This window comes from Variovorax sp. (assembly GCF_035634955.1).
Classification (GTDB): Bacteria; Pseudomonadota; Gammaproteobacteria; order Burkholderiales; family Burkholderiaceae_C; genus Variovorax.
Map to the genome: position 1 here is coordinate 1 of NZ_DASQBZ010000010.1, position 24,546 is coordinate 24,546.

25 protein-coding genes are annotated in these 24,546 nt (G+C 68.5%); 14 read left to right on the forward strand and 11 right to left on the reverse strand.

Going from position 1 to position 24,546, the window contains the following annotated elements; all coding sequences use genetic code 11:
• From VES41_RS03975 to VES41_RS03985, 3 genes are all read left to right on the forward strand, one after another.
• The coding region (locus tag VES41_RS03975; protein WP_324813297.1) for a tripartite tricarboxylate transporter substrate-binding protein at positions 1 to 424 on the forward strand (424 nt) is incomplete at its 5' end.
• 154 nt (positions 425 to 578) lie between these two features.
• Positions 579 to 2,540: a sensor histidine kinase gene (locus tag VES41_RS03980; protein WP_324813300.1), complete on the forward strand. Its 1,962-nt coding sequence runs from the start codon at positions 579 to 581 to the stop codon at positions 2,538 to 2,540.
• The gene (locus tag VES41_RS03985) at positions 2,518 to 3,861 is read left to right on the forward strand and encodes a sigma-54 dependent transcriptional regulator (RefSeq protein ID WP_324813302.1); all 1,344 of its coding nucleotides are present in this window, start codon (positions 2,518 to 2,520) and stop codon (positions 3,859 to 3,861) included. The genes VES41_RS03980 and VES41_RS03985 overlap by 23 nt, the downstream gene beginning before the upstream one ends.
• Before the next feature lie 93 nt (positions 3,862 to 3,954).
• On the opposite strand, the gene VES41_RS03990 is transcribed toward VES41_RS03985, so the two are convergent.
• The 6 genes from VES41_RS03990 to VES41_RS04015 all read right to left on the reverse strand — a co-directional run bounded on the left by VES41_RS03990 (position 3,955) and on the right by VES41_RS04015 (position 10,762).
• On the reverse strand, positions 3,955 to 4,695 hold the full coding sequence (locus VES41_RS03990; RefSeq protein ID WP_324813304.1) for a hypothetical protein: 741 nt from the start codon (positions 4,693 to 4,695) through the stop codon (positions 3,955 to 3,957).
• A gap of 79 nt (positions 4,696 to 4,774) precedes the next feature.
• On the reverse strand, positions 4,775 to 5,212 hold the full coding sequence (locus tag VES41_RS03995; RefSeq protein ID WP_324813305.1) for a MaoC family dehydratase: 438 nt from the start codon (positions 5,210 to 5,212) through the stop codon (positions 4,775 to 4,777).
• 23 nt (positions 5,213 to 5,235) lie between these two features.
• On the reverse strand, positions 5,236 to 6,522 hold the full coding sequence (gene boxA, locus VES41_RS04000; protein ID WP_324813308.1) for a benzoyl-CoA 2,3-epoxidase subunit BoxA: 1,287 nt from the start codon (positions 6,520 to 6,522) through the stop codon (positions 5,236 to 5,238).
• A gap of 40 nt (positions 6,523 to 6,562) precedes the next feature.
• On the reverse strand, positions 6,563 to 7,990 hold the full coding sequence (gene boxB, locus VES41_RS04005; RefSeq protein WP_324813311.1) for a benzoyl-CoA 2,3-epoxidase subunit BoxB: 1,428 nt from the start codon (positions 7,988 to 7,990) through the stop codon (positions 6,563 to 6,565).
• 48 nt (positions 7,991 to 8,038) lie between these two features.
• Positions 8,039 to 9,712 (reverse strand): 2,3-epoxybenzoyl-CoA dihydrolase, encoded by a 1,674-nt coding sequence (gene boxC, locus VES41_RS04010; protein WP_324813314.1) that lies wholly within the window; start codon positions 9,710 to 9,712, stop codon positions 8,039 to 8,041.
• 114 nt (positions 9,713 to 9,826) lie between these two features.
• Positions 9,827 to 10,762: a helix-turn-helix transcriptional regulator gene (locus VES41_RS04015; protein ID WP_324813317.1), complete on the reverse strand. Its 936-nt coding sequence runs from the start codon at positions 10,760 to 10,762 to the stop codon at positions 9,827 to 9,829.
• A 172-nt stretch (positions 10,763 to 10,934) separates the two neighbouring features.
• On the opposite strand from VES41_RS04015, the gene VES41_RS04020 reads away from it, so the two are divergent.
• The 8 genes from VES41_RS04020 (at position 10,935) to VES41_RS04055 (ending at position 18,426) form a co-directional block, all read left to right on the forward strand.
• The gene (locus VES41_RS04020) at positions 10,935 to 11,411 is read left to right on the forward strand and encodes a DUF4863 family protein (RefSeq protein WP_324813320.1); all 477 of its coding nucleotides are present in this window, start codon (positions 10,935 to 10,937) and stop codon (positions 11,409 to 11,411) included.
• Positions 11,408 to 12,976 (forward strand): benzoate-CoA ligase family protein, encoded by a 1,569-nt coding sequence (locus tag VES41_RS04025; RefSeq protein WP_324813321.1) that lies wholly within the window; start codon positions 11,408 to 11,410, stop codon positions 12,974 to 12,976. Before VES41_RS04020 ends, VES41_RS04025 begins: the two co-directional genes overlap by 4 nt.
• Entirely contained in the window at positions 12,973 to 13,800 is an 828-nt protein-coding gene (locus VES41_RS04030) for an alpha/beta hydrolase (RefSeq protein ID WP_324813323.1), read from the forward strand. The genes VES41_RS04025 and VES41_RS04030 overlap by 4 nt, the downstream gene beginning before the upstream one ends.
• Positions 13,797 to 14,966: an ABC transporter substrate-binding protein gene (locus VES41_RS04035; protein ID WP_324813324.1), complete on the forward strand. Its 1,170-nt coding sequence runs from the start codon at positions 13,797 to 13,799 to the stop codon at positions 14,964 to 14,966. The genes VES41_RS04030 and VES41_RS04035 overlap by 4 nt, the downstream gene beginning before the upstream one ends.
• Before the next feature lie 185 nt (positions 14,967 to 15,151).
• On the forward strand, positions 15,152 to 16,024 hold the full coding sequence (locus VES41_RS04040; protein ID WP_324813326.1) for a branched-chain amino acid ABC transporter permease: 873 nt from the start codon (positions 15,152 to 15,154) through the stop codon (positions 16,022 to 16,024).
• Positions 16,021 to 16,965, forward strand: a complete 945-nt coding sequence (locus VES41_RS04045; protein ID WP_324813329.1) for a branched-chain amino acid ABC transporter permease — start codon at positions 16,021 to 16,023, stop codon at positions 16,963 to 16,965. The genes VES41_RS04040 and VES41_RS04045 overlap by 4 nt, the downstream gene beginning before the upstream one ends.
• Before the next feature lie 13 nt (positions 16,966 to 16,978).
• Positions 16,979 to 17,725 (forward strand): ABC transporter ATP-binding protein, encoded by a 747-nt coding sequence (locus tag VES41_RS04050; protein ID WP_324813330.1) that lies wholly within the window; start codon positions 16,979 to 16,981, stop codon positions 17,723 to 17,725.
• On the forward strand, positions 17,725 to 18,426 hold the full coding sequence (locus VES41_RS04055) for an ABC transporter ATP-binding protein (protein ID WP_324813332.1): 702 nt from the start codon (positions 17,725 to 17,727) through the stop codon (positions 18,424 to 18,426). Before VES41_RS04050 ends, VES41_RS04055 begins: the two co-directional genes overlap by 1 nt.
• On the opposite strand, the gene VES41_RS04060 is transcribed toward VES41_RS04055, so the two are convergent.
• Positions 18,362 to 19,552, reverse strand: coding sequence for an acyltransferase family protein (locus tag VES41_RS04060; RefSeq protein WP_324813335.1), 1,191 nt, complete (start codon positions 19,550 to 19,552; stop codon positions 18,362 to 18,364). The genes VES41_RS04055 and VES41_RS04060 overlap by 65 nt on opposite strands.
• Before the next feature lie 157 nt (positions 19,553 to 19,709).
• Here VES41_RS04060 and VES41_RS04065 point away from each other — a divergent pair, with 157 nt between their 5' ends.
• Positions 19,710 to 20,642: a LytTR family DNA-binding domain-containing protein gene (locus VES41_RS04065; protein ID WP_324813338.1), complete on the forward strand. Its 933-nt coding sequence runs from the start codon at positions 19,710 to 19,712 to the stop codon at positions 20,640 to 20,642.
• 1 nt (position 20,643) lies between these two features.
• Here the strand turns inward: VES41_RS04065 and VES41_RS04070 are convergent, their stop codons facing one another.
• The 3 genes from VES41_RS04070 to VES41_RS04080 all read right to left on the reverse strand — a co-directional run bounded on the left by VES41_RS04070 (position 20,644) and on the right by VES41_RS04080 (position 22,680).
• Positions 20,644 to 21,312 (reverse strand): murein hydrolase activator EnvC family protein, encoded by a 669-nt coding sequence (locus tag VES41_RS04070; RefSeq protein ID WP_324813341.1) that lies wholly within the window; start codon positions 21,310 to 21,312, stop codon positions 20,644 to 20,646.
• Between the two features lie 107 nt (positions 21,313 to 21,419).
• Positions 21,420 to 21,971 (reverse strand): NUDIX hydrolase, encoded by a 552-nt coding sequence (locus VES41_RS04075; RefSeq protein WP_324813344.1) that lies wholly within the window; start codon positions 21,969 to 21,971, stop codon positions 21,420 to 21,422.
• 7 nt (positions 21,972 to 21,978) lie between these two features.
• Positions 21,979 to 22,680, reverse strand: coding sequence for a fumarylacetoacetate hydrolase family protein (locus tag VES41_RS04080; protein WP_324813346.1), 702 nt, complete (start codon positions 22,678 to 22,680; stop codon positions 21,979 to 21,981).
• Between the two features lie 142 nt (positions 22,681 to 22,822).
• On the opposite strand from VES41_RS04080, the gene maiA reads away from it, so the two are divergent.
• Positions 22,823 to 23,464 carry a maleylacetoacetate isomerase gene (maiA, locus tag VES41_RS04085; RefSeq protein WP_324813349.1) on the forward strand — a complete coding sequence of 214 codons (642 nt, stop codon included), beginning with the start codon at positions 22,823 to 22,825 and terminating at the stop codon, positions 23,462 to 23,464.
• A complete protein-coding gene (gene pgeF, locus VES41_RS04090) occupies positions 23,461 to 24,231 on the forward strand; it encodes a peptidoglycan editing factor PgeF (RefSeq protein WP_324813350.1) in 771 nt (256 codons plus the stop codon). The genes maiA and pgeF overlap by 4 nt, the downstream gene beginning before the upstream one ends.
• Here pgeF and VES41_RS04095 read toward each other — a convergent pair.
• Positions 24,163 to 24,435, reverse strand: a complete 273-nt coding sequence (locus tag VES41_RS04095) for a hypothetical protein (RefSeq protein WP_324813605.1) — start codon at positions 24,433 to 24,435, stop codon at positions 24,163 to 24,165. The two genes, pgeF and VES41_RS04095, sit on opposite strands and share 69 nt — an antisense overlap.
• Positions 24,436 to 24,546: the final 111 nt, after the last annotated feature.

Genomic DNA, 24,546 nt, shown 5'->3' on the forward strand with positions numbered 1-24,546 from the left:
GCCGGCCATTGCCGACCTGATGGGCGGGCAGATCGACCTGCTGTGCGACCAGACCACCAACACCACCGGGCAGATCGAGGCCAAGAAGGTCAAGGCCTACGGCGTGGCCTCGCTCAAGCGGCTGACGACGCCGGCGCTCAAAGACATTCCGACGCTGGACGAGGCGGGGCTGAAGGACTTCCAGGTGACGATCTGGCACGGGCTGTACGCGCCCAAGGGCACGCCGGCGCCGGTGCTAAAGAAGATCAACGACGCGCTGAAGCTGGCGCTCAAGGACCCGGACTTCATCAAGAAGGAAGAGGGCCTGGGCGCGGTGGTGGTCAACGACAAGCGGGTCGAGCCGGCAGAGCACAAGAAGTTCGTCCAGTCCGAGGTGGCGCGCTTCGGCCCGGTCATCAAGGCCGCCGGCATCTACGTGGACTGATGCGCGGGCGCCGGGCGGCTGCGAAGCAGGCGGGCCAGGGTAATTCCGGCCCGGCAGGGCGCGAGGGTGTCACTATGATCGATTCCCCCTCCCGCCCACCTGCAGAGCGCCGCTCGCCGTTTTCGTGTCACTTCTTCTTTCGGCCGGACGCGCCATGCTGAAGTTGGCCGAGCCGTATCGCGCCGGCCTGGCCGGCACCTTCGATGATCCGCGCGACCATGCCGCGTCCCGGCGCTGGCGTCGGGCCGTGGCAATGGCGCTCTGGGCGTGCCTGATCGCCGCCGGCGGCGCGTTGGCCTACTTCATGGGAGAGCGCGCCGCGATCCGCTCGCTGCAGCAGGGCACGCTGCATCGGCTCGACATCTACGCCACCGGCTTGCGAAGCGAGCTCAGCCGCTTCGAGTACCTGCCGCAGGTGCTGTCCCTCAGCCCGGACATCCTCGACCTGCTGCGCACGCCGGCGGACCGCAACCTGCAACTGGCGGCCAACGCCTACCTCGAGACGGTCAATGCCCATGCCCAGGCTTCGGCCGCCTATGTCATGGACGTCAACGGGCTGACTCTTGCGGCCAGCAACTGGAACCAGCCGGGCAGCTTCGTGGACATGAATTTCTCGTACCGTCCGTACTTCCGCGATGCGCTGCGCGGGGTGCCGGGGCGCTTCTACGGCATCGGCACGGTCAGTCGCGAGGCGGGCTACTACTTCTCGTTCGGCGTGGTCGACGGCGGGCGGCAGGTGGGCGTGGCCACGGTCAAGGTCAACCTGGACAAGCTGGACGCCCCGTGGGCGCATTCTGCCGACCAGGTGCTGGCCATCGACGGCAACGGCGTGATCGTGCTGTCATCCGAGGCTTCGTGGAAGTTCCGGACCCTGCGCCCGCTGTCGAGCCAGACGCTGCAGCGGCTGGCGCAGACGCGCCAGTACACCGAGGCCGGCGCCCTCACGCCGCTGGACATGCGCGAGCACATGCCCTGGTCCGGCGGCTCGGGAACGGTCGTGCAGCTGAGCGCGACCGGTGCCGCGGGAGGCGGCACGCGCCAGCCGTTCGGCCCGGACTATCTCCTGGACAGCCGGCCGGTCGAAGGCACCGACTGGAAGCTGATCATGCTGTCGGACATGGCACCGGTGCACGCGCTGGCGCGCACCAGTGCGCTGGTGACGATGTTTGCGCTGGTCTTCCTGACGCTGCTGGTGATGTTCTTCCAGCAGCGCCGCCGCATCGTGCGCCACCGTCTGGCCGCGCGCGAGGCGCTGCAGCGGGCCCACGACGAGCTGGAGCACAAGGTGCAGCTGCGCACCGAGGCCCTGAGCGAGGCCAACCTCCATCTGCAGACCGAGGTGGCCGAGCGCAAGCGCGCCGAGGAGATCCTCAAGAACACGCTCGACGACCTCGTCCAGACCGGCAAGATGGCGGTGCTCGGCCAGATGTCGGCCGGCATCACGCATGAGCTCAACCAGCCGCTGGCGGCACTGCGCACGCTGTCGGCCAACGCGGTGGTGTTCCACGAACGTGGCCAGTCCGACCAGGTCGACCTGAACCTGCGCACGATCTGCCAGCTGACCGATCGCATGGGCCAGATCACGGCGCAGCTCAAGAAGTTCGCGCGGCGCTCGGGCGTGGAGTTGCAATCGGTCCCGCTGGAGGACGTGATCGCCGACGCGGTCTTCCTCCTCGGACAGCGCATCCGCCAGGAGCACATCGAACTCGAGCACCAGCTCGAGCCCGCGCTGTGCGCGCTGTGCGAGGGCAACCGCCTGGAGCAGGTGGTGGTCAACCTGCTGGTCAATGCCTTCGACGCGACCGCCGGCGTGCAGGGGGCGCGGCGGGTGCGCATCGTCGCCTGCCGGACCGCAGGCGGCGTGGCGCTGCAGGTGCATGACAACGGACCCGGCATCGCGCCCGAGGTCATGCCGCGCCTGTTCGAACCTTTCTTCACGACCAAGGAGCAGGGACTGGGGCTCGGCCTGGGCCTGGCCATCTCCGCCGGCATCGTGCGCGACTTCGGCGGCCTGCTGCGTGCCGGCCGCAGCAGCAGCCTCGGTGGCGCCGCCTTCATCGTTTCCCTGCGCAACGGACAACAAGAGACAAGACATGAACGAATCGCGAGAACTTGAAGTGCTGTTCGTCGAGGACGACCCGGCTGTGCGCCTGGGCAGCACGCAGGCGCTGCAGCTCGCCGGCCTGCGCGTGTCGGGCTTCGGCTCGGCCGAGAAGGTGCTCGACCATCTGGCGCCCGGCCTGGGCGGCGTACTGGTCACCGACGTCAAGCTGCCGGGCATGGACGGGCTGGCGCTGCTCTCGCATGCGCTCAAGGTGGACCCCGCGCTGCCGGTGATCCTGGTGACCGGGCACGGCGACATCACCATGGCGGTGCAGGCGATGCGCCTGGGTGCCTACGATTTCCTCGAGAAGCCGTTCTCGCCCGAGCAGCTGACCGAGGTGGTGCAGCGCGCCCTGGACAAGCGCGCGTTGAGCCTGGAAGTGGATCGCCTGCGCGGCCAGCTGGCGAGCTACGAGACCATCGAGGCCCGCCTGATCGGCCGCTCGGCGGCAATGCAGAAGCTGCGCCGCCTGGTGCGCGACGTCGCCCGCTCCGACGCCGACGTGCTCATCCTGGGCGAGACCGGCACCGGCAAGGAACTGGTGGCGCGCTGCCTGCATGAGGGCAGCCGCCGGCGCGACGGCAACTTCGCCGCCATCAACTGCGGCGGCATGCCCGAGGCGCTGTTCGAGAGCGAAGTGTTCGGCCACGAGGCGGGCGCCTTCACCGGCGCGGCGAAGCGGCGCATCGGCAAGATCGAGCATGCGCATGGCGGCACGCTGTTCCTCGACGAGATCGAGACCATGCCCATGAACCTGCAGGTGAAGATGCTGCGCGCCCTGCAGGAGCGCCAGTTCGAGCGACTCGGCTCCAACGAGCTGCGGCCCATGAACAGCCGGGTGATTGCCGCCACCAAGGCGGATCTGCTGGCGGCCGCGCGCGAGGGCCGGTTTCGCGACGACCTGTACTACCGGCTGGGCGTGGTGGTGCTGGAGCTGCCGCCGCTACGCGACCGGCGCGACGACATCCCGCTGCTGTTCACCCACTTCGCCATGCAGGCGGCGCTGCGCCACGAGCGCGAGTTGCCGGCCGTGCAGGCCCGCCACCTGGAAGCCCTGATGGCGCATGCCTGGCCGGGCAACGTGCGCGAGCTGCGCAACATTGCCGACCGGTTCGTGCTCGGCCTGTGGGATGGCGACGCCGCCATGCGCGACAGGCCGCGCGGCGAACGCACGCTGGAGGAGCAGATGGCGCAGTTCGAGCGCTACCTGATCCAGGAAGCGCTGGATGCCTGCGACGGCAGCGCCGCCGCCGCAGCAGAACGGCTTGGCGTGCCGCGCAAGACGCTCTACGACAAGATGCGGCGGCTCGGGCCGATGAAGGCTGCGGCGTAGGTGTCAGGACTGGGAGAGGTGCTGCCATGGTGACACGTTGATGTCGCGATCAGGCATCAACGCGAGGCCGCATATGCCATCGACCGGATTGCGCTACTGCAACCGCGTTCCTTCATACGCCCAGGCCACTCCTCGAAAGTCTTTTCCTGTCGAGCGCAGAGTTGTCTCAGTCAACTCGACAACAGAGAACTCGTTGACCGTGCCTCGAGGTGTGAAATCTTCGTATCGAAAGATGGGCTGCAACCCAGTCCGCGAGAGGAGTAGGGTCAGATCGACGTCGGCCTCTCCTTGTTGCTGCAGGACCGCTTTCACCGTCTTGGCGTCGGTCAGGCGAATGCTGTAGCCGCCATGTGTGGGCCGCCATGTTCCGGCTCCGACGACGCTTGAGACGGTGCTGAAGGGCGTGACGTCTGTTTTCAGTTCGCCGCTGAAGGCGTAGGAGCCATCCTTGCGAAGTGCTGAGATGCCACTGAATACAAACTCCCCCTTCGGCGTCTTCGCCCGCATTCGCCCCTTCCAGGCGCCGACCAGCGAAGATGTGGCAGTCGCATCACTGTGCGTCTGCGATCCTTGGATGACAATCGAGTTGTGGGAGCCACCGACGATGGTGCCGCCATGCAGCTGATTGTTGCTTCCGTGGATATTGACGACGCCGGACGGGTTGATGCGGGGTTCGTTCGAATGCTCTATGACAGAAGCTGCGATGGCACCCAGAGCCGCAACAAGAGGACCGGCAACAACAAGCAATAGTCGATTCTTCATAGTTGGGTGGGGACGGCGGGCTTTGGCGGTGCGACTGAGAAGGAGCCTGGATTGGACCGAGATCTTGGCCATGCTGCCGGTCGGAGACGCGATCCAGTTGCAATCGATTGCAACCGGCTACGGGACGTGAGCCGCGCAGCGCCGTTGAAGCTCAGTCCGCCAGCCTGAACAGGCTGGTCGCCACCAGGTCCAGCACCTCGCCGCCCACCTGGTTGAGCAGGCGCCAGCGCCAGCGCAGGATGCCCAGGTCCGCGCGCGAGGCCGATCGGCGTACTTCGAGCACCTCCGCATGCAGCCGAAGCGCGTCGCCCGGCCGCACTGGATTGGGCCACTTGACGTATTCCAGACCGGGCGAGGCGAAGGATTCGGAGCCGGCCAGCGCGGCATCGGCCACCAGCCGCATGGCGATGGCGCAGGTGTGCCAGCCGCTGGCGATCAGGCCGCCGAAGGTGCCGGCCTCGGCCCGCGCCGCGTCGACATGGAACCACTGCGGATCCCACTGGCTCGCGAAGCCCACGACGGCATCGGCCGTGACCACGTGCGGGCCGGCCTCGATCACCTGGCCCGGATGGAAGTCGGCGAACTTCATGCGCGTGCTGACCGGGCGCCGGCTCAGTAGGTCTCGAGGTGCAGCCGGCCTTCGCGCTTGAGCGCGGCGCCGACGGTGTCCCAGTCGAGGCCGGCGTCGGCGGCCACGTCGCGCAGCGCCAGCATCACGCCTTCTTCCATGCTCTTGAGGCCGCACACGTAGAAGTGCGTCTGCCCGTCCTGGAGCAGTTCTGCCAGGTCGGCGGCGCGTTCGCGCATGCGGTCCTGCACATAGCGCTTGGGCTGGCCGGGCGTGCGCGAGAAGGCGAAGTTGATGTCGATGAAGTCCTTGGGCAGGTTCTGCAACGGCCCGAAGTAGGGCAGTTCCTGCTGCGTGCGGGCGCCGAAGAAGAGCATCAGCTTGCCGCCCTCGAACTTGCCGCTCTTGCGCAGGCGCCGGCGCCATTCGGTCATGGCGCGCATCGGCGCGCTGCCGGTGCCGGTGCAGATCATGACGATGTGCGACTTCGGGTGGTTCGGCATCAGGAAGGTGTTGCCGAACGGGCCGATCACCTGCACCGTGTCGCCGACCTTGAGGTCGCACACGTAGTTGGAGGCGACGCCGCGCACGGGCTGGCCCTGATGGTCCTGCAGCACCCGCTTGACCGTCAGCGAGACGTTGTTGTAGCCGGGGCGCTCGCCGTTGCGCGGGCTGGCGATCGAGTACTGGCGCGCATGGTGCGGCTTGCCGGCGGCATCCGTCCCGGGCGGGACGATGCCGATCGACTGGCCTTCGAGCACCGGGAACGGCATGGTCCCGAAATCCAGCACGATGTGGTGCGTCTGGTTCTCGAAACCGGCCTCGGTGCAGTTGAAGTTGCCCACCACGGTGGCGGTGGTCGGGCTCTTGGGCGGATAGAGGTTGGTGTAGGCGTGTGCGGCCGACCAAGGCGGCGTGGCGGCGTTGTACTGCGCGGAGTTGAAGGCCACGGTGCCCGGCTCGGCCGCGGCGGCCGGTTCGGCTGCGGCGAGCGTCTGCTGCACTGCCTCGGCAGCGCCGTCGTCCACGCCCTCGGCCTCGAGCTGCTCGGGCGTGAGTTCGGCCGGCAGTTCGTCCCAGGTCAGCTGCTCCTCGATGGAATAGGCCTTGACCGCCGGCATGGTGCGCCAGTTGTCGATCGAGCCGGTGGGGCAGGGCGAGATGCAGGCCATGCAGCCATTGCACACGTCGGCCCGTACCACGTAGTTGCGATCGTCGTGCGTGATCGCGCCGACCGGGCAGGTGGCTTCGCAAGTATTGCAGCGGATGCAGATCTCGGGGTCGATCAAGTGCTGCTTGATCACGCCGGTGTTGACAACGGCCATGTCCATCGTGGGTCTCCTTGTGCCTCCCTCGTCGCCTGCCGCTCGTTCAGCCGAAGCGGACGTATTCGAAATCGACCGGCTGGCGGTTGATGCCCATCACCGGCGGCGCGATCCAGCCGGCGAACTTGCCGGGATCGACCACGCGGCCCATGAGCGAGGCGACGAAGGCAAAGTCTTCCGCCGTCGGCAGCCACTCGTCCTTGCGGGCCGACCATTCCTGCTCGTTGACCACGCGGCCGTCGGGCGACATCTTGATGCCCGCGAGCGCGCCGATCTGCCGGTTGAAGGCCTTGTGCGGCACCGTCAGGCGGGTGGGGATGCCAGCCTTCTCCAGCACCTTGTTCCAGCGGTTGACGCCGGCCACCGAGTCCTTGATGAAGTCGTCGCGCAGCACCTCGTTGAGGGCGTTGAGCATCGGCACGTCCTTCTCGACCAGCTGGCCATTCTGAACCTCGAGCACCTTGTAGGTCTGGCCCTTGAGGACGTGGTCGTCGTCGCGCTTGCCTTCCTCGTAGCGGCCTTTCAGGCCGGAGCTGTAGAAGGTGGCGGCATTGCTCGACTGGTCGGCGCCGAACAGGTCGATGGTCACCGAGTAGTGGAAGTTCAGGTAGCGCTGGATGGTCGCCAGGTCGATGGCGCCGGCCGCCCGCACCTTCTGCGGGTCATCGGTCTTGAGCTCGTTCATGACTTGCGCGGTGCGCTGCAGCACGCGCGAGACGCCCGATTCGCCCACGAACATGTGGTGCGCTTCCTCGGTCAGCATGAACTTGGTGGTGCGCGCCAGGGGGTCGAAGGCGGATTCGGCCAGCGCCGACAGCTGGAACTTGCCGTCGCGGTCGGTGAAGTAGGTGAACATGAAGAAGGCCAGCCAGTCCGGCGTCTTCTCGTTGAAGGCACCCAGGATGCGTGGGTTGTCTTCGTTTCCAGACTGGCGCTGCAGCAGGGCCTCGGCCTCTTCGCGGCCGTCGCGGCCGAAGTGCTTGTGCAGCAGGTAGACCATCGCCCACAGGTGGCGGCCTTCCTCCACGTTGATCTGGAACAGGTTGCGCAGATCGTACATGCTCGGCGCCGTCAGGCCCAGGTGGCGCTGCTGCTCGACCGACGCCGGCTCGGTGTCGCCCTGCGTGACGATGATGCGCCGCAGGTTGGCGCGGTGCTCGCCCGGGACGTCCTGCCAGGCCTTCTCGCCCTTGTGGTCGCCGAAGTGGACTTCGCGGTTGGCGTCGCCCGGGTTCAGGAAGATGCCCCAGCGGTAGTCGCGCATCTTCACGTGGCCGAACTGGGCCCAGCCCTGCGGGTCGACGCTGACGGCCGTGCGCAGGTAGACCTCGTGGTTGGTCGAGCCTTCCGGGCCGACGTCGTCCCACCAGTTGATGAAGTTGGGCTGCCAGCCTTCGAGCGCGCGCTGCAGCGTGCGGTCTTCCGACAGGTTGACGTTGTTGGGGATCTTCTCGCTGTAGTTGATCGAGCTCATGACAGGTCTTTCATCGAGATGGTTTGAATTCCGGGGGGCGTCTGCGGCTCAGACGCGGTTCATGTCGAAGCCCGCCTTCTGGCCGGTGCCGTAGACCTTCAGCGCGCCCTTCTCGCCGACTGCGTTGGGCCGGTTGAAGATCCAGTTCTGCCAGGCCGACAGGCGGCCGAACACGCGAGTGAGCATGTTCTCGCGGCTGGCGAAGCGCAGGTTCGCCTCCAGGCCGGTGAGCGCATCGGGCGACATGGCGGCACGTTCCTCGATCGCGATGCGGATCTCGTCGTCCCAGTCGATGTCGTCCGGCGCGGCGGTGACCAGGCCCAGCCCGAGGGCGGCGTCGCCGTCCAGCGCCTGCCCGATGGCCGCACGGGCGGCATCCATCGGGGCGGCTTCCTCGTAGAAGCGGCGTGCCAGGCGGCTCTGGCCGTTGACCATCGGCCAGGTGCCGAAGTTGAGTTCGCTCAAGGCGATGCGCGGCGCGCGCTCGGGCTCGTCGGGCAGCACCAGCATGTAGGCGCGGTCGGCGGCGAAGGCCAGTTCGGCGAGCGTGCCGGCGAAGCACGAGCCCGGCCCGATCAACGCGAACAGGCTGCGCGAGGATACGTCCAGGCGTGCCAGCGTACGGCGCAGCATGCCGATCGTCTCGCGCACCAGCCAATGGTCCTGGTTGGCCAGCAAGGCGGCGTCGCTTGCCAGCACTGCCTGCGCGTCTCCTTCGGTCTTGAGCAGCCAGGTGCCGATGTCGAGCTCGTTGGTGCGCATCGAAAGGATGGCGTCGTCCAGCTGGCGCGCCATGGCAAGCGGCCACCAGGATGCACCGGCCGCCTCGATGCCGGCGATGTCGCCCGGCTGCTTGCCGGACGGCGACTTGACGGTGAAAGTGGCGGTGCGGCGGCCGCGGTCGATCTCGACCTTCACGTATTCGTAGGTGAGGCTGTCGGGGCCATCCTCGCGCTCCAGGCGCGGCAGCTTGATGCCCTTGGCGTCGGCCGGGCGCTTGCTCGACGACGCCAGCTTCTGCGCGCGCGCGGCCACCGCGTCGGCGAACTGCGCCGGCTTGGCCACGGCGTCCACCAGGCGCCAGTCGACCGCGCGCTGGCCGCGAACGCCCTCGACGCTGGTGCAGAAGATGTCGGCCAGGTCGTGGCGCACGCGGCGCTTGTCGGTCACCCGGGTCAGGCCGCCGGTGCCGGGCAGCACGCCCAGCAGCGGCACCTCGGGCAGCGACACGGAAGACGAGCGGTCGTCCACCAGCAGGATCTCGTCGCAGGCCAGCGCAAGCTCGTAGCCGCCGCCGGCGCAGGCGCCGTTGACGGCGGCCAGGAACTTCAGCCCGGAATGCTCGGAGCTGTCCTCGATGCCATTGCGCGTCTCGTTCGTGAACTTGCAGAAGTTCACCTTCCAGGCGTGGCTCGACACGCCCAGCATGAAGATGTTGGCGCCCGAGCAGAAGATGCGGTCCTTGCCGCTGGTGACCACCACCGTCTGCACCTGCGGATGCTCGAAGCGGACGCGGTTGAGGGCGTCGGCCAGTTCGATGTCCACGCCCAGGTCGTAGCTGTTGAGCTTGAGCTTGTAGCCGGGACGGATGCCGCCGTCCTCGGCGATGTCGAGCGACATGCGAGCGACGTTGCCGTCGACCTCAAGCGACCAGTGACGGTACTGCGAGGGCTCGACGCGGTAGTCGACGCGAGGCGATGACGTGGAGGCGGAGTCGGTCATGCGGGATTCTCCTAATGAGCAAAATAATGCAAGTTCTGGCGAGCGATGCATGCATCATTATGCATGTTTTGTCGCGCGTCAAGCCCTGAATGTGTTTCTTACATCTCGCGCCGCTCAGGCGGCCCGCGTGATCGAGTCGCGCACGGCCTGGCGCAGCAGCGCAAAGGAGGACGCCAGGTCCCGTCCGCTCGTGTCCACCTTCAGGTCCGCCTTCGAATAGAAGGCGGCACGGCCCTGGAGGATGCGTCGCAGGTCGTCCATGGCTTCCTTGCTGGCCGCCATCGGCCGGGTGTCGCCCTGGGCGGCCACGCGGCCCATGTGTTCTTCCGGCGCGGCCTGCAACCAGACGGTGGTGCAATGCGCCAGCAGTTCGTTGAAGGTGGCCGGGTCGGACACGATGCCGCCGGGCGTGGCGATGACCACCTCGCTGTAGATCTGCACGGTTTCCTCCAGCGCCCGGCGCTCGTAGCGTCGGTAGGCGTTGGTGCCGTACAGGTCGTGGATCTCGCGCACGCTGCAGCCCGCAAATTTCTCGATCTCGCGGCTGAGCTCGATGAACGGAACGTCCAGGTCGTCGGCCAGCATCTGGCCCAGCGTGGACTTGCCCGCGCCCCGCAGGCCGACCAGCGCGATGCGGCGTCCCCGTGCCGGGTCGCTGGTGGCGTTCCCCAGCAGCTCGCCGATGGCCATGCGCACCCGGCGCAGGTCGGATTCATCGCGGTCCTGCAGCAACTCGCGGATGAGCAGCCACTCGGGAGAGGTCGTCGTCACGTCGCCGACCAGTTCCGCCACCGGGCACTGGAGCGCGCCGGCGACCTGCTGCAGCACCAGGATCGACGCATTGCCGATGCCGTATTCCAGGTTGGCCAGGTGCCGCTCCGACACGTCGGCCGCCTGCGCCACTGCCTTGCGCGTCAGTCCGCGCCGGGCGCGCAGGTTGCGCACGCGTTCGCCCAGCGCGGCCAGCAGCGGGCTCTTGCCTTCTTCGGCGCCTGGCGCCTGGGCGGTCTGGGTGGCCAGCAGCAATGCTTCGTCCGTTCGTTCGTTCATAGGGGCTCAACAGGCGGCGGGGGCGGCCGGCGGACCGGCTCGGGGTTAACACTGACCATGCACTATATTGCTTGACAGTGAACATGTCGATGTTTAATGTTTCCACAAGCAAGATACTGCACGCGACCCGAAGCTGCAAGCCAGTGCCACACCCCACGAAGCGCCCCACGCCATGTCCAAGCAAGCTTTTCACGAACACATTGCCGCGCTGACCGCGCAGATCGCCGGCCGGCCGCTCGACGCCGGGCTCGACCAATGGCTCAACGCCAACCATGGACCCGGCAGCGCCACCTACGAGCAGATCAAGGCCGATTGCCTGGCCGGCGTGGCCGAAGGCTGGGCGTGCGAGCGCGAGGGCGGCGGCATCCGCTACGGGCGGGTGTTCAAGGCCGACGATGCGTTGCGTCGGTTCTCGGTGGACGTGGTCGACATGCGGGACATCGCGGGGCCGCACCATGCGCATCCGCAAGGCGAGATCGATCTGATCATGCCGCTCGAAGGCGCGGCGCAGTTCGACGGCCGGTCGGCCGGCTGGTGCGTCTACGGGCCGGCAACGGCGCATCGGCCCACCGTGACGCAGGGGCGCGCGCTGGTGCTGTATCTCCTGCCGGAAGGGCAGATCGAATTCACCAAGGGAGCGGCCAAGTGAACCTGCCCGAACAATTCAACTTCGCCGAGCACCTGTTCGCGCTCAATCGCGGCCGGGCGGGCAAGGCGGCCTACGTCGACGACCGCGGCGCCCTGACCTACGGCGAACTGGAAGACCGCGCGCGCCGCCTGGGCGCCGCGCTGCTGGCCGCCGGCGTCGAGCCGGGCGAGCGGGCGCTGCTGCTGATGCTCGACGGCAACGACTGGCCGGTGAGCTTCCTCGGCAGCCTGTACGCAGGCGTGGTGCCGGTGGCGGTCAACACGCTGCTCACCAGCGACGACTACGCCTACATGCTGGCGCACAGCGAGGCGAGCGTGGCGCTGGTGTCCGGCGCGCTGCTGCCGATCCTGCAGGAGGCCATGGAAAAGGCGCCCGGCCATCGCGTCCGCACGATGTTCGTGTCGCAGCCCGAGGGCGAGCCCGACACCGGCGCGCAGGACATGGGGAGCGCCATCGCCGCCCAGGCGCCGTTGGCGCAGCCGGCGGCTACGGGGCCGCAGGACCATGCGTTCTGGCTGTATTCCTCCGGCTCGACCGGAAAGCCCAAGGGCACGGTGCACTCGCACGGCAATCCGTGGTGGACGGCCGAACTGTTCGGCAAGCCGGTGCTCGGCCTGACCGAGCAGGACGTGTGTTTTTCCGCTGCCAAGCTGTACTTCGCCTATGGCCTGGGCAATGCACTGACCTTTCCGCTGTCGGTCGGCGCCACCGTGGTGCTGATGGCCGGGCGGCCCACGCCGGACGCGGTGTTCGCGCGCTGGACCGGGGCGGGGGCGGCGCCGCGGCCGACCGTCTTCTTCGGCGCGCCCACCGGCTTCGCCGGCATGCTGGCATCGCCGCAATTGCCGGCGCGCGAGGCGGTGGCGCTGCGCATGTGCTCGTCGGCAGGCGAGGCGCTGCCGGCGGAACTGGCGCAGCGATTCAAGCAGCATTTCGGATGCGACATCGTCGACGGCATCGGCTCGACCGAGATGCTGCACGTCTTCATCTCCAACCGGTTGGGCGACATCCGGTACGGCACCACCGGCAAGCCGGTGTCCGGCTACGAGATCGAGCTGCGCGGCGAGGACGGCCAGGCCGTGCCGGTCGGCGAGGTGGGCGACCTCTACATCAAGGGGCCGAGCGCCGCGCTCATGTACTGGGCCAATCCGGAAAAGACCGCCCAGACCTTCCAGGACGGCTGGACGCGCAGCGGCGACAAGTACAGCCGCGATGCCGACGGCTACTACACCTACGCCGGCCGCAGCGACGACATGCTCAAGGTCAGCGGCATCTACGTTTCGCCGTTCGAGGTGGAAGCCACATTGATGCAGCACCCGGCGGTCTTGGAGGCCGCGGTGATCGGCACGCCGGATGCCGACGGCCTGACCAAGACCAAGGCGTTCGTGGTGTGCAAGAGCGGCCAGTCGGTGGATGCCGAGACGCTCAAGGCTTTCGTCAAGGAACGGCTGGCCGCCTACAAGTATCCGCGCCTCATCGAGTTCGTGGACGAGCTGCCGAAGACCGCGACCGGCAAGATCCAGCGCTTCCGCCTGCGCGAGCGCGAACAGCGGGCCGGAGCATGAGGCCGTCTCCGGTGACCGAGTTCGCCGAGATCGAGTGGCGCGGGCGCGACCTGCGCATCGAGTACCAGCGCATTGCGCCGGAGCGGGCAGCTGCGCCGCTGGTGGTGTTCCTGCACGAGGGCCTGGGCTCGGTGGCGATGTGGAAGGACTTCCCGCAGCGCCTGTGCGATGCCGGCGGCTATCGCGGGCTGGTCTTCTCGCGTCCGGCCTATGGGCGTTCCACGCCGCGCGCCGAGGACGAGGTGTGGGACGTCGACTTCATGCACCGCCAGGCGCACGAGGTGCTGCCGGCCTTCTTCGAGGCGGTGGGCGTGGGGCAGGGCGGCGACCTGCCCTGGCTGCTCGGGCACAGTGACGGCGGCTCCATCGCGCTGCTGTACGCGTCCCGCTTCCCGGACCGCGTGGCCGGGCTGGTGCTGATGGCGCCGCACGTCTTCGTCGAGGACGTGACGGTGGAGAACATCGAGAAGGCGCGCGAGGCCTACCTGCAGACCGACCTGCCGCAACGCCTGGGCCGCTACCACGACAGCGCCGATTCGGCCTTCTGGGGCTGGAACCGCATCTGGCTCCATCCGCCCTTCCGGCAATGGAACATCGAGGACGCGCTGCCGGCGATCCGCTGCCCGGTGCTGGCCATCCAGGGCATCGACGACGAGTACGGCACACTCGCGCAGATCCGCCGGATCGCAACCGGAGCCAGCCACGCCGCCGGCGGGGTGCAGCTGGCGGAATTGTCGGAGTGCGGGCATTCCCCGCATCGGGATCAGCCGGAAACGGTAATAGTTACGACACTTTCTTACATCCAACAATGGAGTTCTCGATGAGTCATTCCTTCACCCGCGTCGCCCTGTCTTGCCTGGCGCTGGCCAGCCTGGCCACCGTGGCGCAGGCGCAGCAGCAACCTCCGCTCAAGGTGGGCCTGATGCTGCCGTTCAGCGGCACCTACTCGGCGCTGGGCGTCGCGATCGAGAACGGCTTCCGGCTGCGCGTGCAGGAACTGGGCGGCAAGGTGGGCGGCCGCGAGATCGAGTACGTCAAGGTGGACGACGAGTCCGATCCGGCCAAGGCGACCGACAACGTCAACAAGCTGATCAAGCGCGACAACGTCGACGTGATCATCGGCACGGTGCACTCCGGCGTGGCAATGGCCATGGCCAAGGCGGCCAAGGAAAGCGGCACGGTCCTGATCGTGCCGAACGCGGGTGCCGACGCCGTGACCGGGCCGATGTGCGCCCAGAACATCTTCCGCAGCTCCTTCAGCAATTGGCAGCCGGCGTACGCTATGGGCGTGGTGGCGGCCAAGGAAGGTAAGAAGACGGCCATGACGATCACCTGGAAGTACGCCGCTGGCGACGAATCGGTGGCCGGCTTCAAGGAGGCTTTCGAGAAGGGCGGCGGCAAGGTCGTCAAGAACCTGACGGTGCCGTTCCCGAACGTGGAGTTCCAGGCGCTGCTGACCGAGATCGCGGCGGCCAAGCCGGACGCGGTGTACTCCTTCTTCGCCGGCGGCGGCGCGGTCAAGTTCGTCAAGGACTACGCGGCCGCGGGACTGAACAAGACGATTCCGCTGTACGGCCCGGGCTTCCTGACCGATGGCACGCTCCAGGCACAGGGCGACTCGGCGCAAGGCATGCTGACCACGCTGCACTATGCCGACGGCCTGAACACGCCGCGCGACAACGCCTTCCGCACCGCCTACGCGACCCAGTTCAAGCTGCAGCCGGACGTGTACGCCGTGCAGGGCTACGACGCGGCGCAGATGCTGGCGGCCGGCATGGCGGCGGTGAAGGGCGACATCGGCAAGAAGGCCGAGTTCGCGGCAGCCATCGAGCAGGCCAAGATCGACAGCCCGCGCGGCGCCTTCACCATGGGCAAGTCGCACAACCCGGTGCAGGACTTCTACCTGCGCAAGGTCGAAGGCGTCGAGAACAAGGTGGTGAACATCGCCGTCAAGGGCCTGGCCGATCCGGGCCGCGGCTGCAGGATGTAAGTTCCGCTGCATGGCTGGCCCGCTGCGCGGGCCGGCCAACGATGTCCGCAGGCGCCGGCCGCGTGCCGGCACGGCGCTGGCGCGCGGCGGCCTTCGATCCGGCCCTTGGCCTCGATCTTGCGTTGCCGGGGCGCATGCACCTGCCGCTTTCCAGCGGCGGGCCCTTTGCTTATTGAGACTCGTCGGTGGACTTCGGTACCTTTCTCGTTCAATGCCTGAACGCCGTCCAGTACGGGCTGCTGCTGTTCCTGGTGGCCTCTGGCCTGACGCTGATCTTCGGGATCATGGGCGTCATCAACCTGGCGCACGGCAGCTTCTACATGATCGGCGCCTACCTGGCGTTCTCGCTGGCGCCGCTGTTCGGCGACAACTTCATCCTCATGCTGCTGGCCGGCGTGGTGCTCACCGCCGCGCTGGGCTACGTGCTCGAATGGGCCTTCTTCAGCTACCTGTATCAGCGCGACCATCTTCAGCAGGTGCTCATGACCTACGGGCTGATCCTCGTGTTCGAGGAACTGCGATCGATCCTGATCGGCAATGACGTGCATGGCGTGCCGCTGCCGGCCTGGCTGGGCGGAAGCTTCGCGCTCGGCGACCTGATGAGCTACCCCTGGTACCGGATCTTCGCCTCGGTCGCCTGCATCGTGGTGGCGGTCGCGCTGTACTACGTGGTCAACCGCACCCGGCTCGGGATGATGGTTCGTGCCGGCGCATCCAATCGCGACATGGTGCGCGGCCTGGGCATCGACATCCGGCGCCTCTACCGCATCGTGTTCGCCGCCGGTGTGGCGCTGGCGGCGCTGGCCGGCATGATCGCCGCGCCCATGAGTTCGGTCTATCCGAACATGGGCGCGAGCGTGCTGATCATCTGCTTCGTGGTGGTGGTGATCGGCGGCATCGGCTCCATCACCGGCGCGCTGGTGGCGGCGCTGCTGGTCGGCTTCGTGGACACCTTCGGCAAGGTGTTCTTCGCCGAATTGAGCGGGGTCGGCATCTACGTGCTGATGGCCGTCATTCTCATCTGGCGCCCCGAAGGGCTCATGGGGAAGAAGGCGTGAACCGGCTCTCCAGTTTCCTGCCGCTCGCCTGCGCCGTGGTGCTGGCGATTGCCGGCCCGCTGCTGAGCCCCTACGCGGGCGACTTCGTGGTCAAGGTGATGATCCTGTCGATCTTCGCGCTGAGCCTGCAGTTGCTGGTCGGCATGACCGGCCTGGTGAGCCTGGGCCATGCCGCGTTTTACGGCATCGGCGCATATGCCACGGTGCTGGCCTCGGGCAAGGACGGCGGCTCCATCGCCTGGCTGCTGCCGCTGGCCATGGCGTGCGCGGCCGGCTATGCGCTGGTGGTGGGCGCGCTGAGCCTGCGCACCCGCGGCGTGTACTTCATCATGGTGACGCTGGCGTTCGCGCAGATGGCGTTCTTCGTCTTCCACGATACCGACGTGGGCGGCGGCAGCGACGGCATCTACCTGTACGTGCGGCCCGTGCTCGGCGCGCTCGACATGGAGAACCGGCTGACGCAGTTCTACGTGGTGCTGGCGGCGCTGGTCTTCACCTACGCGCTGCTGGTGCTGATCGGGCGGTCGCGCTTCGGCGCTGCGCTGGCGGGCATCCGGGTCAACGAGCAGCGCATGCGCGCGGCGGGCTTTCCGGTCTACGGCTACAAGCTGGCGGCGTTCGTCATCGCCGGGGCGCTGGCCGGGTTGGCGGGCTTCCTGCTGGCCGCGCGCGACGGCGTGGTCAATCCGGAGCTGCTGTCCTGGCACAACTCGGGCGACGTGCTGCTGATGATCATTCTGGGCGGGCTGGGGCGGTTGCGCGGGGCGGTGATCGGCGCCGCATGCTTTACCGTCCTCAAGGAGGTGCTGGCCACGCAATCCTTCGTCGGGCCGCTGGCGGACCACTGGCAGCTTACGCTGGGCCTGGCCATCATCGTCTTCGTCGCGCTCCTGCCCAAGGGCATCATCGGCCTGGCCGAGCGGCTTTCTCCCCGCGCATGAAGGCGCCCGAGTCATGAACGCACTGCTTTCAGTCAATTCGCTCACCCGCCGCTTCGGTGGGCTGGTGGCGGTCAACGAGATCACGCTGGACCTGCACCGGGGCGAGGTGCATGCGGTGATCGGCACCAACGGCGCCGGCAAGTCCACGCTGATCAACATGCTGTCGGGCGAGATCGGCGTGTCGGCCGGCCAGATCCGGCTCGACGGGCAGGACATCACGCGCCGGTCGCAGGCGCTGCGGGCCCGCTCCGGCGTCGGTCGCAGCTACCAGCGCACCACCATTTTCCCGGAGTTCACCGTGCACGAGAACTGCCGGCTGGCCGCGCAGGCAGCGACGCCGCGTCCCTGGGCGATCTGGCAGAGCGCGAGCGGCTGCAGCGGCAGCAACGCGGCGGCCGCGGAGGCGCTGGCCGCGGCCGGCTTGGCCGAGGTGGCGCAGCGCGTCGCCGGCACGCTGAGCCACGGCGCCAAGCGGCAACTGGAGGTGGCGATGTGCCTGGCCACCCGGCCGCGGGTGCTGCTGCTGGACGAGCCGCTGGCCGGCATGGGGGCCGAGGAAACCGACCGCATGCTCGCGCTGCTCGAGCGCCTGCGGGCCAACCATGCCATCTTGCTGGTCGAGCACGACATGGACGCGGTGTTCCGCATTGCCGACCGCATCACGGTGATGGTCAACGGCGCGGTCATCGCCAGTGGCGACCCGGCGTCGATCCGCGAGAACTCCGAAGTCCGTACCGCCTACCTGGGCGAGGAGCACTGATGCTCGATATCAAGGGCCTCAACACCTACTACGGCGACAGCCACATCCTGCGCGGCGTCGACGTTGCCTTGCCGACGGGCACGTCCGTCGGGCTGCTGGGCCGCAACGGCATGGGAAAGACCACGCTGATCCGCAGCCTGATGGGCTACGTGCGGCCGGCCTCGGGCCGCGTGATGGCCGACGACCGCGACGTGACGGGCTGGGCGCCCGAGAAGATGGCCCGCCTGGGCATCGGCTACGTTCCCGAAGGACGGGGCATCTTCCCCAACCTGTCGGTGCGCGAGAACCTGGTGATGAGCGCGCGCCCCGGCCCGGGCGGCCAGCGCGACTGGACCTTCGACCGCGTGATGAGCACCTTTCCCCGGCTGGCGGAGCGGCTGGCGCACGGTGGCCAGCAGTTGTCCGGCGGCGAGCAGCAGATGCTGTCGATCGGGCGCGCGCTGATGACCAATCCGCGCCTGATGATCCTGGACGAGGCCACCGAAGGCCTGGCGCCGCTGGTGGTGGCCGAGATCTGGCGCGTCATCGGCGAAATCCGGGGCACGGGCATCTCGACCCTGATCGTGGACCGCGACTGGCGCAAGGTGCTTGGCCACACCGACCGCGCGGTGGTCATGGAGAAGGGCCGCATCGTGCTCACCGGGGAATCGGCTCCGCTGCTGGCCGAACCGGCGCAGGTGTCGCAGTTGCTGGGCGTCTGAACTTCAGGCCGAACAGCGGGCGCAGCCAGGGCACCCGGCGGATCAGGCCGTCGGTGAGCAGCCAGCAGCCCAGCAGGGTCGCGGCCAGCAGCAGCAGCGGCTCGGCCGCCGGACCAAGGTGCAGCGGCGCCAGCATGAATGCGGTGGCGACGATCAGCGTCTGGTGCAGCACGTACCACGGATAGACAGACTCGTTGGCCCAGGCCAGCCAGGGCCAGGGGCGGTTCAGCCAGCGGTGGCCGAAACCCAGGATGGCGGCCAGTGCGCTCCAGGCGTACAGCGCGCGCAGCGCCTGGCGCGCTTCGCTCCAGTCGGGCGCCAGACTGCGCGCGGCCATGTACGCAGCCAGCGCCACCAGCGCCAGGACCAGCGCGCGGCGGCGCAGGCGCATCAGTTCGGCCCAGGCGCCCGCATCGGTTCCCAGGAGAAATCCGTAGGCGAAGACGGTGAAATACAGCGGGTGCAGGTAGCCGTCGTGCAGCAGGTCGTGCGTGGCCGGGAAGCGCGGCGCCAGCAGCAGGCCGTACGCGGCCAGCGGCAGCGCGGGCAGCAGGAGCATCCACCAGCCGCGCAACGCACAGCATGCGGCGCGCAGCCGCTGGCCCGCCGGGTGTCGCCACAGCGGCAGCAGCAGGCACATGGCCGCCGTGTAGGCGAACAGGTAGGGCAGGTACCACAGGTGGTTCCAGGTGATGCCGAAGGCGGAGCCGGAAAAGGCACCTTCGGGCCAGGGACCCATTGCCCAGTAGCGCAACACGAAGGCGCCGGGTCCCGGTGCCACGGCGCCTCGGGTGACCGCCTCGGCATAGGCCTGCCAGGCGACCACCACCCACATGCCGAACACCAGCGGCACGAGCAGGCGCCACGCGCGGCGGCCGAGCAGCCGCAGCGGCGGCGCGCGGCGCGCCAGCAGGGCGAAGGCCACGCCGGAGAGCAGGAACACCAGGTCCATGCGCCAGATGTTCAGGGCCAGCATCGGCCATTGCAGCCAGCTGGCCGGGTGGGCGCTTTTCAGGTGCCAGGGCCAGGCGGCCACGTAGTACATGCCCACGTGATAGAGGATGAGCAGCGCGAAGGCGAGGGCGCGCAAGGCGTCGATGTCATGGCGGCGGTCGGTGGAAGGCATGGCGCGGTACTCCGGCGGCAATGGAGTGGGCATGCTGCGCCGGCCGCGTCCGCACGGGGCCGTGCGCGGGATGCCCGGGGTGCGCCGCGTGACGGGCGGTGCGCCGCGGGGACGAAATTCGGCCGCACGAGCCGGCGCGGGCCGCAAAATCGCGCGCATGCAGGCCACTGCGCCCAATCTGTTCGAGCGTTTCCGGCCGTACCGCCGCCGGGCCGAGGTCGGCTTCTGGCTGGGGCTGCTGGGGTTGCAGGTCGCGGCCAGCGTGGCCGTTGCGTTGGTGGATGCGCGCAGCGGCGGCCGCGTCGTGGCGTTCTGGCAGGTTCTGGTCTGGGAGCTCAGCAGCCACCTCGTCATCCTCGCGCTGGTGCCGGCGGTGCTTGCCTTCGAGCGCCGCTTTCCGCTGGACGGCGGCCGCTTCTGGCGCCATCTGCCCTGGCATGCCGCGGGCAGCGTCCTGTTCAGCCTGCTGCATGTGGCGGGGATGGTGGCGCTGCGGCGCTTGGCCTATGCGTGGGCCGGCGACCGCTATGAATTCGGCGAATGGTCGAGCCACTGGCCATACGAGTATTTCAAGGACGTGCGCACCTACGCGCTGATCCTGCTGCTGCTGGCGGGCTACCGGCTTTTCATGCTGCGGCTGCAGGGCGAGGCGCGGGTGCTGGACGACCCCGAAGGCGTGCGGCCGGATCCGGCGGGCGGGTCGGGTGCCGGCGCGCCGGACGATGCGCCTTCCACGCCGGCAAGCCCCGCGGTGGCCGCGCGGCCGGAGCGCTTCCTGGTGCGCAAGCTCAGGCGCGAGTTCCTCATCGCCGCCGCCGACATCGAATGGGTCCAGGCGCAAGGCAACTACGTCGGGTTGCACGTGAACGGCCACGACTACCTGCTACGCGCCACGCTCGCGGATTTCCTGCGGCAGCTCGACCCGGCGCGGCATGTGCGGGTGCACCGCAGCTGGGTGGTGCACCTGGACCGGATCGCGGAGATCGAGCCGCTCGAAGGCGGCGACGCCCGCCTGCACATGCACGGCGGCGGGCAGGTGCCCTGCAGCCGGCGCTACCGTGCCAATCTGCAGTCGGCGGCGCCGGGGTGAATCAGGGCTGCATGCCGGCCAGGTAGGGCTCCGGATCGACCGGCTGGCCGCTTTTGCGGATCTCGAAGTGCAGCATGCTGGTGCCTTCGGGGTTGCGGCCGATCTCGCCGATCTTCTGGCCCTGGGTCACGCTCTGGCGCTCCTGCACCAGCACCACCCGGTTGTAGGCGTAGGCGGTGAGGAACTCGTCGCCATGGTCCACGATGATCAGGTTGCCGTAGTTGCGAAGTTCGTCGCCCACGTACACCACGCGGCCGCTGGCGGAGGCGAGCACGGGATCGCCCAGGCGGCCGCCGATGTCGATGCCCTTGTTGTCCTGGCCGTCGAAGCGGGTCAGCACCGGACCATTGGCCGGTCGGATGAAGCGCGCGGCTTGCGGGGCCACGGCGCTGCCGGGCACGGCGGCGCCGGGTTGGACCGGCTGCGTCATGCCGGGCGGCATGGTCCCGGGCGGCGTGCCGGGAGGCACCGTTCCCGGCGGTACCGTCCCGCCGGCCGCGCCCGTCGCCGGATAGGGCGTCATGGGCGGCAGCGGGACCGTGTTGCAGGCGCTGAGCAGGACGGCGCAGGCGGCCAGGGGCAGGACATGGGCGCCGCGCCAGAGCCTGGACGGCCAGGGTGAGCGGCGAAGATGGCGGGTGTCGAGGCTGCGATCTTGGTCTTGTGGCATGGCTTTCTGGATGTGCGTTCGAGCGGCGATGTTCCCACACACCGGTCGCAGCGGCCATAGGAAGCGTCCTGCACAGCCGGCGCGCCCGGTGGGCAAGCGCGCCCGGGTCAGGTGATGTCCACCGTGTGGATGCGGCCGAAGTTGCCGCTGCGGCGGTCTTCGAAGTACAGGCGCAAGGCTTCGCGCACGGTGCGGAAGGCGATGTCGTCCCACGGAATTTCCTCTTCGTGGAACAGGCGCGCCTCGATCGTTTCGTGGCCAGGGTCGAAGCGGTCGTCGAGCAGTTCGGCGCGGTAGAACAGGTGCACCTGGCCGACCCGCATGACGCTCATCACCGCGAACAGGTCGCCCATGCGGAAATTGGCGCCGGCTTCCTCGGTGGTTTCGCGGGCCGCGCCCTGGGCAACGGTTTCCTCGAGCTCCATGAAGCCTGCCGGCAGTGTCCACTTGCCCCAGCGCGGCTCGATGTTGCGCTTGCACAGCAGCACCCGGTCGTCCAGAACCGGGATCGTGCCGACCACGTTGAGCGGGTTCTCGTAGTGGATGGTGTCGCAGTTGGGGCAGACGGCGCGCTCGCGCGTGTCGCCGTCGTCCGGGATCCGGTAGGCGACCGCGCTGCCGCAGTTCTTGCAGTGCCTGATCGGGGCGCGCTGGAACATCGGGTCGTCAGGCGACCTTGACGCTCAGCTCCGGCAGGCCGGCTACGCCGCCCACCAGCGTGTCGCCGGCCACCACTGCGGCGACGCCTTCGGGCGTGCCGGTATAGATGAGGTCGCCCGGCTGCAGGTCCCAGGCGGCGGACAGGTGCTCGATGGTTTCGGCGATGTTCCAGATCAGCTTGGACACATGGCTGCGCTGGCGGTCCTGGCCGTTGACCTGGAGCCAGATCTCGGCGCTGGCCACGTCGCCGGCGCGGGCGGCCGGCACGATCGGGCCGACCGGCGCCGATTGTTCGAATGCCTTGCCGATGCACCAGGGGCGTCCCTGCTTCTTCATGTCGTTCTGCAAGTCGCGGCGGGTCATGTCCAGGCCGACCGCGTAGCCGTAGATGTACTGCATGGCGTCCGCCGCCTTGATGTTCCTGCCGGCCTTGCCGATGGCCACGACCAGCTCGATCTCGTGGTGCAGGTTCTTGGTCAGCGTGGGGTAGGCGATGGTGCCGGTCTGGCCGGCCTCCACCACCACGGCGGCGCTGGCCGGCTTGAGGAAGAAGAAGGGCGGCTCGCGGCCGGTGAAGCCCATTTCCTTGGCGTGCTCCTCGTAGTTTCGCCCGACGCAATAGATGCGGTGCACCGGAAAGCGTCCGGTTTCGCCCACGACGGGGATCGAAACCATGGGAGGGGGTGAAACGACGTACTCGGAAGCCATGACGTAAGTATTCCTTTAGATTGCGAAAAGCGCACCGGGCCGCACCCGCATGGGGGCTCAGCCGGACACAGCCCGGCAGTGTGCCAGAGCAGGCCGGGGCTTGCTTGTGCGGCCACTGCCGGGCGCCTATGCTCGCCTGACCATGAAGCTCTACAACTACTTCCGATCGTCCGCCTCCTACCGTGTCCGCATTGCCCTGGCGCTCAAGGGCCTGCCCTACGACTACGAGGCCGTGCACATCGCGCGCGGCGACCACAAGAAGCCGCCTTTTGCCGACAAGTCCGCCGACATGCTGGTCCCGATGCTGGAACTGGACGACGGCCAGCGCCTGTCGCAATCGATGGCGATCATCGAATTCCTCGACGAGACGCATCCCGAGCCGGCGCTGCTGCCGGCCGATCCGCTGGGCCGGGCGCGGGTGCGGGCGCTGGCCGAGACGGTCGCCTGCGAGATCCATCCGCTGAACAACCTGCGCGTTCTCAAATACCTGGTGCGTGAACTGAAGGTGGAGGACGAGGCCAAGAACACCTGGTACCGGCACTGGGTGCGGGAAGGCCTGCTGGCCTTCGAACGCCAACTCGCCCGGCTGCCCGCCTCGACCTATTGCTACGGAGAATCGCCCACGCTGGCCGATTGCTGCCTGGTGCCGCAGATATTCAACGGCCAGCGCTTCGGCTGCGACATGAGCGGCCTGCCCCGCACCATGGCGGCGTACGAGGCCTGCATGAAACTGGACGCCTTCGACAGCACGCAGCCGTCGCGCTGTCCGGACGCCGAGGCGTGATCGCGGGCGACCTCGATCCCCGCTGGATCGTGCCCGACTGGCCGGCGCCCGCAGGCGTGCGCGCCGTGTGCACCACCCGGGCCGGCGGCGTCTCGCAAGGCCCCTACGCCAGCCTCAACCTCGGCGACCACGTCGGGGACACGCCAGCTGCCGTGGCGGCCAACCGCGAGCGCGTCGCACGGGCCATCGGCGCCCGGCCGGTGTTCCTGAGCCAGGTGCATGGCACCGGCGTGTCGGTGCTCGACGACGGCACGCCGGATGGCACCAAGGCCGATGCCGCGTGCACGACGCACGAACGGGTCGCCTGCACGGTGATGGTGGCCGACTGCCTGCCGGTGCTGCTCACCGATGCCCAGGGGCGGCGCGTGGCGGCCGCGCATGCCGGCTGGCGCGGCCTGGCCGCGGGCGTGCTGGCGCGCGCGGTGCAGGGGTTCGACGACGACCGCGGTCGCCACGGGCAGTTGATGGCCTGGCTGGGGCCCTGCATCGGGCCGCGTGCGTTCGAGGTGGGCAGCGAGGTCAAGGCGGCCTTCGAGGCGGTGGATGGCGGGGCGGCCGCGCATTTCAGGCCGGGCGCAGCGCCCGGAAAATGGCTGGCCGATCTGCCGGCGCTGGCCCGCCGGCGCCTGGAGTCGCTGGGGGTGCGCGAAGTCTGGGGCAACGACGGCAGCGACGCCTGGTGCACGGTGGCCCAGGCATCAAGGTTCTTCTCGTATCGGCGCGACGGGGTTTGCGGGCGCTTCGCCGCCCTGGTCTGGCGCAGCTGAGGCTGCCTGGCGCGCCGCCTCCCGGGCGCGCTGCCTGCGCCGCCGCGCCGGTGTCCCGCCAAGGTAGGCCACCAGCGCCATCGGCACCAGCCCATACAGGACGAAAGTGATGATGGCGCCCAGGACGGTGCCGTTGGTGTTGGTGGCTTCGGCCACGGCCATCATGACGGCGACGTAGAGCCAGGCGATGATCACGAGATGCATGGGCAGGGCGGGCGCGTCCGCGGACTTCGCAGCGCGTTGGCAGGGTAGGTCGAATGCAGCATACTCAATCCCGTGCCAGCAATATCGACCAGCGAATAGGGAGAAAGTCAG

Coding starts and splice junctions, on each gene's coding strand:
- VES41_RS03980 (WP_324813300.1), top strand. CDS start 579: ATGCTGAAGTTGGCCGAGCCGTATCGCGCCGGCCTGGCCGGCACCTTC.
- VES41_RS03985 (WP_324813302.1), top strand. CDS start 2,518: ATGAACGAATCGCGAGAACTTGAAGTGCTGTTCGTCGAGGACGACCCG.
- VES41_RS03990 (WP_324813304.1), bottom strand. CDS start 4,695: ATGGCCAAGATCTCGGTCCAATCCAGGCTCCTTCTCAGTCGCACCGCC.
- VES41_RS03995 (WP_324813305.1), bottom strand. CDS start 5,212: ATGAAGTTCGCCGACTTCCATCCGGGCCAGGTGATCGAGGCCGGCCCG.
- boxA (WP_324813308.1), bottom strand. CDS start 6,522: ATGGACATGGCCGTTGTCAACACCGGCGTGATCAAGCAGCACTTGATC.
- boxB (WP_324813311.1), bottom strand. CDS start 7,990: ATGAGCTCGATCAACTACAGCGAGAAGATCCCCAACAACGTCAACCTG.
- boxC (WP_324813314.1), bottom strand. CDS start 9,712: ATGACCGACTCCGCCTCCACGTCATCGCCTCGCGTCGACTACCGCGTC.
- VES41_RS04015 (WP_324813317.1), bottom strand. CDS start 10,762: ATGAACGAACGAACGGACGAAGCATTGCTGCTGGCCACCCAGACCGCC.
- VES41_RS04020 (WP_324813320.1), top strand. CDS start 10,935: ATGTCCAAGCAAGCTTTTCACGAACACATTGCCGCGCTGACCGCGCAG.
- VES41_RS04030 (WP_324813323.1), top strand. CDS start 12,973: ATGAGGCCGTCTCCGGTGACCGAGTTCGCCGAGATCGAGTGGCGCGGG.
- VES41_RS04035 (WP_324813324.1), top strand. CDS start 13,797: ATGAGTCATTCCTTCACCCGCGTCGCCCTGTCTTGCCTGGCGCTGGCC.
- VES41_RS04050 (WP_324813330.1), top strand. CDS start 16,979: ATGAACGCACTGCTTTCAGTCAATTCGCTCACCCGCCGCTTCGGTGGG.
- VES41_RS04055 (WP_324813332.1), top strand. CDS start 17,725: ATGCTCGATATCAAGGGCCTCAACACCTACTACGGCGACAGCCACATC.
- VES41_RS04060 (WP_324813335.1), bottom strand. CDS start 19,552: ATGCCTTCCACCGACCGCCGCCATGACATCGACGCCTTGCGCGCCCTC.
- VES41_RS04065 (WP_324813338.1), top strand. CDS start 19,710: ATGCAGGCCACTGCGCCCAATCTGTTCGAGCGTTTCCGGCCGTACCGC.
- VES41_RS04070 (WP_324813341.1), bottom strand. CDS start 21,312: ATGCCACAAGACCAAGATCGCAGCCTCGACACCCGCCATCTTCGCCGC.
- VES41_RS04075 (WP_324813344.1), bottom strand. CDS start 21,971: ATGTTCCAGCGCGCCCCGATCAGGCACTGCAAGAACTGCGGCAGCGCG.
- VES41_RS04080 (WP_324813346.1), bottom strand. CDS start 22,680: ATGGCTTCCGAGTACGTCGTTTCACCCCCTCCCATGGTTTCGATCCCC.
- maiA (WP_324813349.1), top strand. CDS start 22,823: ATGAAGCTCTACAACTACTTCCGATCGTCCGCCTCCTACCGTGTCCGC.
- VES41_RS04095 (WP_324813605.1), bottom strand. CDS start 24,435: ATGCATCTCGTGATCATCGCCTGGCTCTACGTCGCCGTCATGATGGCC.